Annotated in this window: 12 protein-coding genes; 7 read left to right on the forward strand and 5 right to left on the reverse strand. The window is 64.8% G+C overall.

The window, feature by feature from the left end; all coding sequences use genetic code 11:
• The first annotated feature begins 131 nt into the window (after positions 1 to 131).
• A complete protein-coding gene (locus tag ABIC16_RS14465; protein ID WP_354291626.1) occupies positions 132 to 1310 on the forward strand; it encodes an acetyl-CoA C-acyltransferase in 1179 nt (392 codons plus the stop codon).
• A gap of 470 nt (positions 1311 to 1780) precedes the next feature.
• Positions 1781 to 2260, forward strand: a complete 480-nt coding sequence (locus tag ABIC16_RS14470) for a pyridoxamine 5'-phosphate oxidase family protein (RefSeq protein WP_354291627.1) — start codon at positions 1781 to 1783, stop codon at positions 2258 to 2260.
• Between the two features lie 245 nt (positions 2261 to 2505).
• On the opposite strand, the gene ABIC16_RS14475 is transcribed toward ABIC16_RS14470, so the two are convergent.
• Positions 2506 to 3723: a polyhydroxyalkanoate depolymerase gene (locus tag ABIC16_RS14475; RefSeq protein WP_354291628.1), complete on the reverse strand. Its 1218-nt coding sequence runs from the start codon at positions 3721 to 3723 to the stop codon at positions 2506 to 2508.
• Between the two features lie 154 nt (positions 3724 to 3877).
• Between ABIC16_RS14475 and ABIC16_RS14480 the strand changes: the two genes are divergently transcribed.
• Entirely contained in the window at positions 3878 to 5692 is a 1815-nt protein-coding gene (locus ABIC16_RS14480; protein WP_502958318.1) for an ABC transporter transmembrane domain-containing protein, read from the forward strand.
• 143 nt (positions 5693 to 5835) lie between these two features.
• On the opposite strand, the gene rimM is transcribed toward ABIC16_RS14480, so the two are convergent.
• The 3 genes from rimM to ffh all read right to left on the reverse strand — a co-directional run bounded on the left by rimM (position 5836) and on the right by ffh (position 8353).
• Positions 5836 to 6312, reverse strand: a complete 477-nt coding sequence (rimM, locus tag ABIC16_RS14485; protein WP_277970306.1) for a ribosome maturation factor RimM — start codon at positions 6310 to 6312, stop codon at positions 5836 to 5838.
• Positions 6312 to 6776, reverse strand: coding sequence for a 30S ribosomal protein S16 (rpsP, locus tag ABIC16_RS14490; RefSeq protein ID WP_277970305.1), 465 nt, complete (start codon positions 6774 to 6776; stop codon positions 6312 to 6314). The genes rimM and rpsP overlap by 1 nt, the downstream gene beginning before the upstream one ends.
• A 62-nt stretch (positions 6777 to 6838) precedes the next feature.
• The gene (ffh, locus tag ABIC16_RS14495; RefSeq protein WP_354291629.1) at positions 6839 to 8353 is read right to left on the reverse strand and encodes a signal recognition particle protein; all 1515 of its coding nucleotides are present in this window, start codon (positions 8351 to 8353) and stop codon (positions 6839 to 6841) included.
• A gap of 226 nt (positions 8354 to 8579) precedes the next feature.
• Between ffh and ABIC16_RS14500 the strand changes: the two genes are divergently transcribed.
• Genes ABIC16_RS14500 through ABIC16_RS14515 form a run of 4 tightly spaced genes read left to right on the forward strand, consistent with a single transcriptional unit; the run spans position 8580 to position 13147 of the window.
• Positions 8580 to 10235, forward strand: a complete 1656-nt coding sequence (locus tag ABIC16_RS14500; RefSeq protein ID WP_502958352.1) for a putative bifunctional diguanylate cyclase/phosphodiesterase — start codon at positions 8580 to 8582, stop codon at positions 10233 to 10235.
• Between the two features lie 55 nt (positions 10236 to 10290).
• Positions 10291 to 11598: a tRNA (N(6)-L-threonylcarbamoyladenosine(37)-C(2))-methylthiotransferase MtaB gene (mtaB, locus tag ABIC16_RS14505; protein WP_354291631.1), complete on the forward strand. Its 1308-nt coding sequence runs from the start codon at positions 10291 to 10293 to the stop codon at positions 11596 to 11598.
• On the forward strand, positions 11595 to 12524 hold the full coding sequence (gene ftsY, locus ABIC16_RS14510; RefSeq protein ID WP_277970301.1) for a signal recognition particle-docking protein FtsY: 930 nt from the start codon (positions 11595 to 11597) through the stop codon (positions 12522 to 12524). Before mtaB ends, ftsY begins: the two co-directional genes overlap by 4 nt.
• On the forward strand, positions 12521 to 13147 hold the full coding sequence (locus ABIC16_RS14515; protein ID WP_277970300.1) for an inner membrane-spanning protein YciB: 627 nt from the start codon (positions 12521 to 12523) through the stop codon (positions 13145 to 13147). Before ftsY ends, ABIC16_RS14515 begins: the two co-directional genes overlap by 4 nt.
• A 390-nt stretch (positions 13148 to 13537) precedes the next feature.
• Here the strand turns inward: ABIC16_RS14515 and ABIC16_RS14520 are convergent, their stop codons facing one another.
• The gene (locus tag ABIC16_RS14520) at positions 13538 to 14149 is read right to left on the reverse strand and encodes a superoxide dismutase (RefSeq protein ID WP_242182054.1); all 612 of its coding nucleotides are present in this window, start codon (positions 14147 to 14149) and stop codon (positions 13538 to 13540) included.
• Between the last annotated feature and the right edge of the window lie 34 nt (positions 14150 to 14183).

The following is a 14183-nucleotide window of genomic DNA, read 5'->3' on the forward strand; positions in this document are numbered from 1 at the left end:
TTAAAAGCCCCTCCCCCTCGGGGGAGGGGTTGGGGTGGGGCCGTGCCGCGAACGTACCGGCTGCCTGCATCCCACGTCCCCACCCCCAACCCCTTCCCTGAAGGGGAGGGGCTTTAAAAAGGAGAAGTCCGATGCGTTCAGCCGTCATCGTTTCCACCGCCCGCACCCCGATCGGCCGCGCCTATCGCGGTGCGTTCAACAACACCCCTGCCCCAACCCTCGCCAGCCACGCGATCAAGGCCGCCGTCGAGCGCGCCGGGATCGACGGTGGCATGGTCGATGACGTCGTGTTCGGCTGCGCGCTTCAGCAAGGTCACCAGGCCGGCAACATCGCCCGCACCTCGCTGCTCCGCGCCGGCCTCCCCGTCACCGTGCCGGGCATGTCGGTCGACCGCCAATGCGCCAGCGGCCTGATGGCGATCGCCACCGCCGCCAAGCAGATCATCACCGACAATATGGACGTCACCATCGGCGGCGGGGTCGAGAGCATCAGCCTCGTCCAGACCCCGCAGATGCGCTTCGCCGCCGACCCCGAACTGATCGCGATGCACAAGGACGTGTACATGGCGATGCTCGGCACGGCGGAAGTCGTCGCCAAGCGCTACAACATCAGCCGCGAAGCGTGCGACGAATATGCGCTCAAGTCGCAGCAGCGCACCGCTGCCGCGCAGGCCGCGGGTTATTATGACGCGGAGATCGTCCCCGTCACCGCGACGATGGCGGTGACGAACAAGGAAACCAAGGAAGTCACGCACAAGGAGATCACGCTCTCCAAGGACGAAGGCAACCGCCCCGAGACGACGCTCGAGGGTCTCCAGTCGCTTCAGCCCGTGATGGGCCCGGGGATGAACGTGACCGCGGGCAACGCCAGCCAGCTGTCGGACGGGTCGTCCGCCTCGGTGCTGATGGAAGAGTCGCTCGCCTCGAAGCGCGGCCTCGCCCCGCTTGGCCGTTATGTCGGCATGGCGGTGGCTGGCACCGAGCCCGACGAGATGGGGATCGGCCCGGTCTTCGCGATCCCCAAGCTGCTTGAGCGCTTCAACCTCAAGATGGACGACATCGGCCTGTGGGAGCTCAACGAGGCGTTCGCGGTGCAGGTGCTGTATTGCCGCGACAAGCTCGGCATTCCGGATGAGCTGCTCAACGTCTCGGGCGGCGCGATCTCGATCGGCCATCCCTACGGCATGACCGGCGCGCGCGCGACCGGCCATGCGCTGATCGAAGGCAAGCGTCGTGGCGCGAAATACGTCGTCGTGACGATGTGCATCGGCGGAGGCCAGGGTGCCGCCGGTCTGTTCGAAGTCCTGTAATTGAACTCGAGGCCCATTTCGTCTATGTAGGGATTGGCGATGTCATAGGCGCCTCTCATAACGGGCCCCGGTTGTGCTAGCAGCCGGGGCTCAATGCGTTTGGGGCTCGGCTGCTAGACCGAGCCCCGCCCGTGCACCCTAGTCTTTGCGTGCCATTTCGATGATCTTCAGGACCAAGGTCGTGAAGGCGAAGAGCACGCCCAAGATCAGGCACAGATCGGTGACCGCCATAGGTCCACCTCTCATCTTAGCGGCCGGATTGCCGCCGACAGAATGACTAATGGAGACTTTGGATATCCGCAAATTCGGATGTAAATGGTCTTTCTCAAGTACGTCATTGTCACATTATGGTAGTCGATCATCTTCGCGACATGCGCTGACATCTTGCCCATGACACTGCGAAAAATGCAGGGCAACCAACCTAGCGTCCCGTCGTTTCCTTCCCGAACCATCCTCAAGGAGAGACACGCATGGCAGACACCCAGGAAATCAAAGAGACGCTGTGGAAGAAGATGGCCGACAGCCCCTACCTCATGGTGGGCAAGGCCGACGGATCGTCGCACAGCGAGCCGCTGATGGCGCAGCTCGACAAGGATCTGGTCGACACTTTGTTCTTCTTCACCGGCAAGGACAATCGCTTGGCCGATGGCGGCGCGGTGATGGCGCAGTTCGTGTCCAAGGGGCATGACTATTTCGCGTGCATGGCCGGCACGATCCGCCAGGACAACGACAAGGCCATGATCGACAAGCTGTGGAGCAAGCAGGTCGAGGCCTGGTTCCCGCAAGGCAAGGAAGACCCCAATCTCGCGCTGTTGCGGATGGACATCGACAGTGCTGAGCTGTGGGAAACCGACATTTCGCTGACGGGTCGCGTCAAGATGCTGTTCGGCGGCACGATTACCGCAGACGAGAGCAGCAGCCACGCCAAGGTCAGCACGACCGCGGCCTAAGACAGTGCTGCGGGATCCCGGCCACGTGCCGGGATCCCGCGCAGACCGCATTTTCGATGCAGTGAAGTCTGAAACGTGTCCAGAGTGGCGTTGATTGAAGGACCGCCGCTTACCTCCCGCCTGCCGTCATGCTGAACTTGTTTCAGCATCCACCGTGCGACAGGCTCGGACCGGACTCGCAGCGCGGTGGACTCTGAAACGAGTTCATTTTGACGCCAGATTGCTGGGGACGGCGCTAAGCAACCTCAGCCGTGCGCTTTCATCCATTCCTCGACGACCGGCGCGACCTTGTTGCGCCACTTCGACCCGTTGAAGATCCCGTAATGGCCGGCACCCTCGGCCATGTAATAACGCTTCTTGTCATCCGGCAAATTGGTCGCGATCGTCAATGCCGCACGCGTCTGCCCCAGCCCGGAAATATCGTCCTTCTCGCCCTCGATCGCGAGGATTGCGATATCGGTGATCGCACCCGGATCGACCGGTCGTCCGCGATGCGTCATCGTGCCCTTGGGGAGCGAATGGTCCTGGAACACCACGTCGATCGTCTGGAGGTAGAATTCCGCGGTCATGTCGCAGACCGAGCGATATTCCTCATAGAAGCGCTTGGTCGCGGCCGCTTCCAAATCTTCGCCCACGACCAAATGTTTGAACATCTCGTAATGCGACATCATGTGGCTGCCGAGGTTCATCGACATGAAGCCCGCCAATTGCAGGAACCCCGGATAGACCTTCCGCCCTGCACCCGGATGCATCGCCGGGATCGTCGCGATGACGTTTTGGCTGAACCAGCTGTGCGGGCGCTCGGTCGCGAGCGTGTTGACCGAGGTCGGCGCTTCGCGCGTGTCGACCGGGCCGCCCATCATCGTCAGGGTCTTGGGGCGGCACGGGTTCTTGTCCGCGCTCATGACACAGGCTGCGGCGTAACACGGCACCGACGGCTGGCACACCGCGAGCATGTGCGCGCCCGGCCCGACCGCCTCGAGGAATTCGATCAGATAGTCGATGTAGTCGTCGAGATCGAACTTGCCGTCCGACAGCGGCACCAGCTTCGCATCGCGCCAGTCGGTGATGTAGACGTCCGCCACCGGGAGCATCCGCTCGACCGTGCCGCGCAACAGCGTGGCGTAATGCCCCGACATCGGCGCAACGATCAGCAGCTTTGGTCCCGTCTCGACGCCTTCGCGGACGAACCGCTTGAGCTGGCCGAAGGGCTTGCGCGCAACGATTTCCTCGGACACGGCAACCGTCTTGCCGTCGACCTCGGTTGTATCGAGCCCGAACTCGGGCTTGCCGCGCGGCGCGGCGGCGTGCGCGAACACCTCGAGCGCCGACCCCATCACCGCGCCGCCACCGAAGTAGGAGAACGGGTTGGACGGGTTGCTCAGCCAGCCGGCGCTGAAGTCGGCCATGGCGCTCGCTCCGGCGAGCATGGACTTCTGAATTTCATAGGCATTGTACAGCATAAGCGGCCTTCTAGCATACCGGGCTTACGATTCTATCACCATATGCATCCGCAGTCCCGCAACCGGACGAATGGCGTTCAGCGCTACTACGCGCAACAGAGGAATACGATGCACCCCGATTGAGGCGCTCGTCCGTCCCTGCTAGGCGTTCGCCATGGCAGACCCCGTCCAAGCCGCGCCCCAGCCCAACCCCAATGCGAGCGATACCGCGCCACCCGGCCGTCGGAAGCTCAGCAATTTGCTGATGATCTGGCATTACGGGTCGCGCTACCCGGCCCAACTCACGATCGCGCTGCTGGCGTTGCTGACGACGTCCGCGACGACGCTGTACATTCCATGGACCTTCAAGTCGGTCATCGATCGCGGGTTCAGCTCGGCGGGCAATTCCGAACATATCGATCGGGTGTTCTACGGCCTGTTCGGGCTCGTCGCGGTGCTGGCGATCGCCACGGCGGTGCGCTTTTACTTCGTATCATGGCTTGGTGAGCGGACCGTCGCGGACATCCGCACCGCGGTCCAGGCGAACCTGCTCCGGCTCGCGCCACGCTGGTTCGAGGAGAATCGCCCCTCCGAAGTCGCCTCCCGGCTGACGTCGGATACGGCGCAGATCGAGAATGCGGTGGGCACCACCGTGTCCGTCGCGCTGCGCAACGTGCTGACCGGGATCGGCGGGATCATCTCGCTGTTCGCGCTCGCGCCGAAGCTTGCCGGGCTGCTGTTGCTCGGTATTCCGGTGATGGTGCTGCCGATCGTGCTCCTCGGGCGCCGCGTGCAGGCCTATTCGCGCTCCAGCCAGGATCGCATCGCCGACATCGGCGCGATGGCGGTCGAGACGTTCGGCGCGATGAAAATCGTCCAGGCGTTCGGCCAGGAACAGCGCGAAACCGAACGCTTCGCCGGTGCGGTCGAACGCAGCTTCGCCGCCGCCAAGCGCCGGATCCGGATCCGCGCGATCATGACCGCGCTGGTGATCGGCCTGATCTTCGGGGCGGTGACGCTGCTGATGTGGACGACGCTCGCGGACGTTTCGGCGGGACGGCTGACGGGTGGCGCGCTGACCGCGTTCATCTTCACGGCGGGTCTGGTGACGGGCGCGTTCGGCGCGCTGACCGAGGTCTACGGCGACCTGCTGCGCGCGTCGGGGGCTGCCGAGCGGCTTGCGGAACTGCTCAACGAAGAACCCGAGATCGCTGCCCCGGCGGCGCCCGCCGTTCTTCCCGTTCCTGCGCGCGGCACGGTGTCGTTCGATCATGTCGAATTCCGCTATCCGACACGGCAGGACGTCGCCGCGCTCCACGTCTTCTCGCTCGATATCCTGAGCGGCGAGACGGTCGCGATCGTCGGCCCGTCCGGAGCGGGCAAGACCACGTTGTTCCAGCTGATCCAGCGCTTCTACGATCCCGATGCGGGCGCGGTGCGGATCGACGGTGTCGACCTGCGCGATGCCGATCCGGCGGAAGTTCGCGCACGAATTGCGATGGTGCCGCAGGAGACCGTGATCTTCGGCGCGACCGCGCGTGACAATCTGCGCTACGGTCGCTGGAGCGCGCATGACGACGAGTTATGGGCCGCCGCCGAGGCCGCCAATGCCGCCGAATTCCTGCGCAAGCTCCCCGAAGGGCTCGACACGTTCCTCGGTGAGAGCGGCGCGCGCCTGTCCGGCGGGCAGCGCCAGCGCGTCGCGATCGCGCGCGCATTGCTGCGCGATGCGCCGATCCTGCTGCTCGACGAAGCGACCAGCGCGCTCGATGCGGAAAGCGAACGGCTGGTGCAGGAAGCGCTCGAGCGGTTGATGGACCACCGCACCACGCTCGTCATCGCACATCGCCTCGCGACCGTGCGCGCGGCGAAGCGGATCATCGTGATGCGTGATGGGCAGATCGTCGAACAGGGGTCGCATGGCGCGCTGATCGGCCAGAATGGCCTCTATGCGCGGCTTGCCAGCCTGCAGTTCAACGAGGCGGCGTAACACCCCCACCGTGTTCCTGCGAAAGCAGGAACCCAGGGTCCAGCAGAACAACGGCACGAGGTACGCGTAACCCTGGGCTCCTGCTTTCGCAGGAGAACAGAAGGCGTTGACCGGGCCTTACGCGCCGGTCGTCCGCATTCAGGTTAAACGATGAACGCCCCGTCCACGACCACGCGCTCCGCGTTCCACTCGGGAACCGCCTCGGCGTTCATCGGGATCATGAAGCGCTTTTTGTCGGGTCGTTCGATCTCGAGCACGTCGCCCGCGCCGAAATCGTCGATCGCGACGACATGGCCGAGCGCCTCACCCTCCAGCGATACCGCCGGCAGGCCGAGCAGATCGGCATGATAATATTCGCCCTCTTCCAAGGGCGGGAGCGCCGAGCGCGGCACGGTCAGCTCGGTCCCGCGCATCGCCTCGGCGGCGTTGCGGTCGGTGACTTCGGCGATCCGTGCGATTGCGCCGTTGCTGCCGGGGCGCACCGACTTGAGCGTCAGTGCGCCGCCGTTGAACAGTTTGTACTGCCCAAGGTCTTCGGTGAAGACCTTGAGACGCACCTCCCCCGTAACCCCATGCGCGCCGATCACGACGGCCAGCGTAACGGGGGAGTCGGCCGACATCAGCCTTCGACCGGTGCCGAGGCGCTCTCGCCCTCGTTGGTCGCATCTTCGGTTGCTTCGGCAGGCGCAGGCGCTGCGGCTGCTTCAGCGGCGGCTGCCGCTGCTGCTGCCTTTGCCTCTTCGGCGTCGGCGATCTTCTTCTCACGCTCTTCTGCGCGCTCGGTAGCCTTCTCGCCCGGCTTGCCCTTGTTCGGGTTGCTGCGTGCAGCGCGCTCACGGATGCCCGCGACGTCGAGGAAGCGTGCGACACGATCGGTCGGCTGCGCGCCGACGCTCAGCCAATGCTTCGCGCGGTCGGCGTCGAGAATGATGCGCTTCTCGTCGTCCTTGGCGAGGAGCGGGTTGTACGTGCCCAGCTTCTCGATGAACTTGCCGTCGCGCGGGCTGCGCGCATCGGCGACGACGATGCGGTAGTACGGACGCTTCTTGGAGCCGCCACGCGACAGACGAATGCTGATTGCCATTGTAAACTACTTCCTTCTTCTTCGGTCTTTGGTTTTGCCAGCGGCTTGCGGCCGCATGGCGATCACTTCTTCTTGAGCAAATTCTCGAAGCCCGGAGGGAGCTTCGTCTGGCCGCCGCCGAGGCCGGGAAGACCCCCGCCACCGCCGCTGAACATCTTGGACGGGTCGATCCCGCCGAGACCGCCGAGGCCACCCGCGCCATCCGGGCCGCCACCGCCGCCCAGACCGCCCATGCCGCCGCCACCACCAAACAGCTTGGCCATGCCTTTCAGCCCGCCCATCTTTTTGATCTTCTTCATGGCGTTCGCCATTTCCTGATGCATCTTCAGGAGCTTGTTGACGTCCTGCACGGTCGTGCCGGAGCCCTTGGCGACGCGGATCTTGCGCTTGGCGTTGAGCAGTTCGGGCTTCCGGCGCTCCTTGGGCGTCATCGACGTGATCATCGCGTCGAAGCGCACGAGGATCTTCTCGTCCATCGCGCCCGATGCCATCGCCTGCTTGGCCTTGGCCATGCCGGGGATCATCCCCGCGAGCGCCCCCAGGCCACCCATGCGGCGCATCTGCCCAAGCTGGGCGCGCAGATCGTCGAGGTCGAACTCGCCCTTGGCGAGCTTGGCCGCCATCTTCTCGGCGTCCTCGACCTGGATCGCTTCCGCCGCACGCTCGACGAGGCCGACGACGTCGCCCATGCCGAGGATCCGGCCCGCGACCCGCTTCGGATCGAACGCCTCGAGCGCCTCGAGCTTTTCGCCCATGCCCGCGAACTTGATCGGCTTGCCGGTGACGGCCCGCATCGACAGCGCCGCACCACCGCGCGCATCGCCGTCCATCCGGGTCAGCACGACGCCGGTCAGCGGCACCTGATCCGAGAAGTTCTGCGCGACGTTGACCGCATCCTGCCCGGTCAGCGAGTCGACGACGAGCAGGATCTCGGTCGGCTTCGTCACCTCGGCGACCGCGCGCATCTCGTCCATCAACGCCTGATCGACGTGGAGACGACCCGCGGTGTCGAGCATCAGCACGTCGAAGCCCTGCAGCTTCGCCGCCTGCACCGCGCGCCGCGCGATATCGACTGGCTGCTGCCCCGCGACGATCGGCAGGGTCGAAACCTCGGCCTGCGTGCCGAGCACGGCGAGCTGCTCCTGCGCGTTCGGGCGGTTGACGTCCAAGGACGCCATCAGCACCTTCTTGCCCTGCCGCTTGGCGAGGCGCAGCGCGATCTTGGCGGTCGTCGTCGTCTTGCCCGAGCCCTGCAGGCCGACCATCATGATGATCGCGGGCGGCGAGACGTCGAGTTCGAGCTCGGACGCTTCCGCACCCAGCATCTCGACCAACGCATCGTTGACGATCTTGACGACCTGCTGCCCCGGCGTGACCGAACGCAGCACGTTCTGGCCGACCGCCTGCTCGGTCGCGCGATCGACGAAATCGCGCGCCACCGGCAGCGCGACGTCGGCCTCGAGCAACGCGACTCGGACTTCGCGCATCGCCGCACGCACGTCGGCCTCGGTCAGCGCACCGCGCCCCCGCAACCGATCGAACACACCGCCAAGGCGGTCGCTCAGGCTCTCGAACATCCGAAAAAACCCTTCCAATTCAGCGCATCCGCCGCGTAACGCAAAGAGCGCCGGCGGACGAAACCTCGTCGGCCGGCGTAGTCCCGCAGGACAGCCTTCACGCTTCACGGTGGAGCGATCGGTTCGTCCCTTACATCAACGCGTTCGTCGCTGCAACTCTCGGGGTTTAACCACCTGTACATGTATCCCGTGAGATGGGCGACGCACGGAAGGTTGATCCTAAATGATGAGACGCGACAGAGGATTCCGTCAGGAAGAGGCAGAAAGCGTCCGGACGTCGTTGGCGCCCGGCGTGGTCAATGGTGCCATCACGACTGGGGCGATCCTGTTGTTCGTCGCGCTCGGCAGCGCAGCCATGTCCAACGCGCTGCAACATTATCTCGGTCGCGGCGAACAGATCGACCAGGCGCTGGTGATCGCACTGTTGCTCAACATCGCGCTGATCCTGATCGGCTGGCGGCACAACCGTCTCTTGCTGCGTGAGGTCGACGTGCGCGCCGCCGCCGAGGAACGCGCGCATCAACTCGCCGCGAAGGACCCGCTAACCGGGTTCCTCAACCGCCGCAGCCTCGCGGAAACCGGGGCCAAGATGTTCGGGCAGGCCACCGGGTTCGGACAAGCCACGGGTCGCCAGACCGCGATGGCGTTGCTCCTGCTCGATCTCGATTACTTCAAGATGGTCAACGATCTGCATGGGCACGCCACGGGCGATGCGTTGCTGAAGGCGGTCGCGCGCGAGATTGCCGAAGCGATGCCTCCATTTGCGGTGGCAGCGCGGCTGGGTGGCGACGAATTTGCCTGCGCATTCCCGTTCGATCCGATGCTGCCCGCGCAAGTCGAACAGGTGGCGGAAGCCATCGTCACGCGGCTGGCGCGCCCGTTCCATGCCGATGGCCTGCATCTTCATATCTCGGCCTCCGTCGGCATTGCGCGGTCCGACACCGGGTGCGCTGGCTTCGATGCGCTGATGCGGTCGGCCGACACCGCGATGTACGCGGCGAAGAACGCCGGTCGCAACCGGTTCGCCTGGTTCGACCAGTCGATGGAGCGCGAGTTGAAGGCGCGCAACGACCTTGAAACCGAATTGCGCAACGCAATCCCCAACGGTGAGATCGTCCCCTATTTCGAACAGCAGGTCGATCTGGTGAGCGGGAGGATTACCGGGTTCGAGGTCCTCGCCCGGTGGGCGCATCCGACGCGAGGGATGATCAGCCCCTCGGTGTTCATTCCGATCGCCGAGCAGACCGGGCTGATCAGCGACCTGTCGATGTCGCTCATGCAGCAGGCGTTTCATGCGGCGCGGGATTGGGATGCGGGCCTGTCGCTTTCGGTCAACTTCTCGCCGCTCCAGTTCCGCGATGCGTGGATGGCGCAGAAGGTGATCAAGGTCCTGACCGAAACGGGATTCCCGGCAAACCGGCTCGAGATCGAGATCACCGAGACCGCGTTGATCGACAATCTTGCCCTGACCCAGTCGATCGTCGGAAGCCTCAAGAATCAGGGAGTCCGGATCGCCCTGGATGATTTCGGAACCGGCTTCTCCGCGCTGGCGCATTTGCGCGCGCTGCCGTTCGATCACGTCAAGATCGATCGCAGCCTCATCATGTCGATCGAGCGCAGCGCGGAAAGCACCGCGATCGTCACGGCGATCACCCGCCTGGGCGAGAGCCTCAATCTGCCGATCACCGCCGAGGGGATCGAGGACATCCGAATCGAGGAGCGCCTGCGCATGCTGGGCTGCGCCATGGGACAGGGCCACCTCTACGGCCAGCCGATGAGCGTGGCGAACACGCGCCGCCTGCTGGCCGAGCGCCGCCTGTTGCAGAAGCCCGCAGCCGGGATCGCTGCCGTATCCGGTACGGACACGCGGCGTAGCGCCTGAACCGGGGGGCGTGCCACGCATGGACTTCGCCCCGTACCGTCCCTAGATCGCCGCCATGCCCGAACCGCGGATCATCAGCCTTGGCTGCCGTCTCAATATCGCAGAAAGCGAAGCGATTCGCGCGCTTGCGGTCGGCGGCGATACGGTGGTGATCAACAGTTGCGCGGTCACCAACAGCGCGGTTGCAGAGACCCGCAAGGCGATCCGCCGCGCACGCGTCGACCGACCCAACGCGCAGATCGTCGTCACCGGGTGCGCCGCACAGATCGACCCTGTGAGCTTCGCGGCGATGCCCGAAGTCGACCGGGTGCTCGGTAACGTCGAGAAACGCTCGGCTGCGGCGTGGGCTTCGGACGAAGCGGTGGTCGTCGGCGATATGCTCACCGCACGCGACACGGCGCCGCAACTGGCGGCCGTGTTCGCGACGCACGCGCGCGCCTTTGTCGAGGTGCAGAATGGCTGCGACCATCGCTGCACCTTTTGTGTCATTCCCTATGGGCGCGGCAACAGTCGCTCGGTCCCGGCGGGCGCGGTGATCGACCAGATCGCTGGGCTGGTCGATGCGGGGCATCGCGAAGTCGTGCTGACCGGGGTCGACCTGACCAGTTACGGCCCCGACCTTCCGGGCGCGCCGAGCCTCGGGCTGCTGGTCGAACGGATCCTGCGGCATGTGCCCGCGCTCGAGCGCCTGCGCCTGTCGTCGCTCGACGGAGTCGAGATCGATGACCGGCTGTTCGCCTTGTTGACGCAGGAAGCGCGGGTGATGCCGCATGTCCACCTCTCGCTCCAGGCGGGGAACGACATGATCCTCAAGCGGATGAAGCGCCGCCACGCGCGTGCCGAGAGCGTGGCGCTGGTCGATCGGCTCAAGACCGCCCGGCCGGAGATCGCGATCGGCGCGGATCTGATCGCAGGCTTCCCGACCGAGGATGACGCGATGTTCGCCGACACGCTGGCGCTGATCGACGATTGCGACATCGTCCACGCGCATATTTTCCCGTATTCGGAGCGCGACGGCACCCCCGCCGCGCGGATGCCCGCAGTCCCGGTTCCGGTCCGCAAGCGTCGGGCTGCGTTGCTGCGCGCGGCGGCGGCGGTTCGCAAGGCGGTCTGGCTGGACGGGTTGGTCGGCACGACGCAGGACGTCCTCGTCGAGCGTCCCGGCGACCGCGGGCATATCGGCAGTTTCGCCGAGGCGCGGTTTGATTCGCTGCCCGTTGGGTCCGTCGGGCAGGTGCGGATCACCGGGAGCGACGGTAGCATGCTCACCGCAACGGCGCTTCCTTACGCAACGTCAAACAGCTCGACTGAGCCCCGGCCCGCGGCGAGTCCGCATAGTATCTTACAAGAGACCCTCGCATGACCCCAAGCTGGCACGACAAACTCCTCGGCGGGTTCAAGCGCACGTCGGACCGCCTGATCGGCAATCTGGCCGGTCTTGGCACCGGGCCGCTTGACACGAAGACGCTCGACGAGATCGAAGAAGCGTTGATCGCGTCCGATCTCGGCCCGGAGACCGCCGCGCGGATCCGCCGCCGCCTGTCGACCGGCGTGTTCGAGCGCGACATGGAGGAACTCGGCATCCGCCTCGTCGTCGCCGAGGAAATCGAGAAGGTGCTCGACACCGTCGCGGTCCCGCTCGAAATCACCGGCTTCCCGCGCCCGCACGTCATCCTCGTCATCGGCGTCAACGGTTCGGGCAAGACGACCACGATCGCCAAGCTGGCGCATCTGCTCAAGGAACAGGATTACGGCGTGATGCTCGCGGCGGGCGACACGTTCCGTGCCGCCGCGATCGGCCAGCTCGCGACCTGGGCGGAGCGCGCGGGCGTGCCGATCATCAGCGGCAAGGAAGGCGGCGACGCGGCGGGGATCGTCTATGAAGCGGTCAAGCAGGCGACCGCGACCGGCATCGACGTACTGATCGTCGACACTGCCGGTCGCCTCCAGAACAAGCGCGAGCTGATGGACGAACTGTCCAAGATCCGCCGCGTGCTGGGGCGGCTCAACGTCGAGTCGCCGCATGACGTGTTGCTCGTGCTCGATGCGACGACGGGGCAGAACGCGCTCAACCAGATCGAGGTGTTCAAGGAATCGGCGGGCGTCACCGGCCTCGTCATGACCAAGCTGGACGGCACCGCGCGCGGCGGCGTGCTCGTCGCGGCGGCGGAGAAGTATGGCCTGCCGATCCATGCGATCGGGATCGGCGAAGGCATGGGCGATCTGCGCCCGTTCGATTCGAACGAGGTTGCGCGGATCATCGCGGGCGTGGAAGGGGTCCGCAAATGACCACCACCCCTTCTCTTCCGTCCAAACCCCCGCTTTCCGCGGGCCAGCGCCTCGCGGTCGACATCGGCCCGATCGCGATCTTCTTCCTCGTCAATTTCCTGACCCCTGGTCTGGACATGGTGAAACTGATCGCCGGGACCGCGGCGTTCATGGTCGCGAGCGTCGCAGCGATGATCTATTCGCTCGTCAAATCCGGCCGGATTTCCCCGATGCTGTGGATGACCGGCACGCTGGTGCTCGTGTTCGGCGGGTTGACGCTGTATTTCCACAGCAAGGAATTTATCCAGATCAAGCCGACCGTCATCTACGCGATGTTGTCGGCAATCCTGGTGTTCGGGCTCGTCACGGGGCGGCCGCTGCTCAGCCTTTTCCTCGATTCGGCCTATCCGGGCCTTAACGAAACCGGGTGGCGCAAGCTGACGATCAACTGGGCGGTGTTCTTCGCCTGCCTCGCGGTGCTGAACGAGGTGGTCCGGCACGAATTCAGCTACGGGTTCTGGCTCGGGTTCAAGCTGTGGGGCGTGATTCCCCTCACCTTGATTTTCGCATTTGCGAACGTGCCGATGCTGATGAAGCATGGATTTCAGATGGGCGAAGAGCCGCCGATCCCGCCGCAGGAGTAGATCGCGACTCGCGAAGCCGCGGCTTCGGCGCGCGGGGGCATGATCCGGTGATCCAGCGACTAGTTTGAAGAGAAATCGCGGGGGAGAGCAAACTCTGCTCGATCCCCCGGCAATCGTGTCGCCGTTGCCGGTCTTTCCGGCGGCGTCCCTCGTCCTGCGTTTCTATTTTTTGTCCGGCGCTACGACAGCACCAGAACCATAGCAGCGGTTTCGACAAAAAAAAGGCCGGTCTTTCGACCGGCCGTAAAAGTTTTAGGAGAGGATGCCTGAAAGGCACACTCTTTGTGCAGTGCAGCAGGGATTAGATCAACTGCAATGTGAGCGTTAACGAGTGCATTTCGTGCAACTGCTCGTTTCGCCACCCCGGACGGGCCGGGGTGGCGCGGAACCTCAGGCGCTCGCGCCGTCGAAGCGCTTGCCGGCCTCGTCCCAGTTCACGACGTCCCACCAGGCCTTCAGATAGCCCGGACGGTCGTTCATGTACGTCAGGTAATAAGCGTGCTCCCACACGTCGTTGCCGAGGATCGGAGTGCCCTTGTCCTTGGCATCGTCCATCAGGGGGTTGTCCTGATTCGGCGTCGACACGACCTTGAGCGCGCCGGACGAATCCTTGATCACCCACGCCCAGCCCGAACCGAACTGGCCCGCACCCTTCGTGTTGAAATCTTCCTTGAGCTTGTCGAGGCCGCCATAGGTCTCGATCGCCTCGGCGAGCGCGCCCGACGGCTTGGTCGTGCCGGCCGGTGCCATGATCTTCCAGAAGAAGTCGTGGTTCCAGAAACCGCCACCATTGTTGCGCACGAGCGGCGGCAACGTCGAGATCATTCCGAGGATATCCTCGATCGACTTGCCCTCGAGCTTGGGATCGGCAGCGACGCCCTCGTTGAGCTTGTTGGTGTACGCCGCGTGATGCTTGTCGTGGTGGAACGTCATCGTCTCCTTCGAGATCGTCGGCTCCAGCGCGTCATAGGCATAAGGCAGCGGGGGAAGTTCGAAAGCCAAGGCTCGTCTCCTTTGATAATGACGGGGTCGCTCA

It is taken from the genome of Sphingomonas sp. PvP055 (assembly GCF_040546365.1).
Taxonomy (GTDB): domain Bacteria; phylum Pseudomonadota; class Alphaproteobacteria; order Sphingomonadales; family Sphingomonadaceae; genus Sphingomonas; species Sphingomonas echinoides_A.

Coding starts and splice junctions, on each gene's coding strand:
- rimM (WP_277970306.1), bottom strand. CDS start 6,312: ATGTCGGCCGACTCCCCCGTTACGCTGGCCGTCGTGATCGGCGCGCAT.
- ABIC16_RS14475 (WP_354291628.1), bottom strand. CDS start 3,723: ATGCTGTACAATGCCTATGAAATTCAGAAGTCCATGCTCGCCGGAGCG.
- mtaB (WP_354291631.1), top strand. CDS start 10,291: ATGCCCGAACCGCGGATCATCAGCCTTGGCTGCCGTCTCAATATCGCA.
- ffh (WP_354291629.1), bottom strand. CDS start 8,353: ATGTTCGAGAGCCTGAGCGACCGCCTTGGCGGTGTGTTCGATCGGTTG.
- ABIC16_RS14465 (WP_354291626.1), top strand. CDS start 132: ATGCGTTCAGCCGTCATCGTTTCCACCGCCCGCACCCCGATCGGCCGC.
- ABIC16_RS14470 (WP_354291627.1), top strand. CDS start 1,781: ATGGCAGACACCCAGGAAATCAAAGAGACGCTGTGGAAGAAGATGGCC.
- rpsP (WP_277970305.1), bottom strand. CDS start 6,776: ATGGCAATCAGCATTCGTCTGTCGCGTGGCGGCTCCAAGAAGCGTCCG.
- ABIC16_RS14500 (WP_502958352.1), top strand. CDS start 8,580: ATGAGACGCGACAGAGGATTCCGTCAGGAAGAGGCAGAAAGCGTCCGG.
- ABIC16_RS14480 (WP_502958318.1), top strand. CDS start 3,878: ATGGCAGACCCCGTCCAAGCCGCGCCCCAGCCCAACCCCAATGCGAGC.
- ftsY (WP_277970301.1), top strand. CDS start 11,595: ATGACCCCAAGCTGGCACGACAAACTCCTCGGCGGGTTCAAGCGCACG.
- ABIC16_RS14515 (WP_277970300.1), top strand. CDS start 12,521: ATGACCACCACCCCTTCTCTTCCGTCCAAACCCCCGCTTTCCGCGGGC.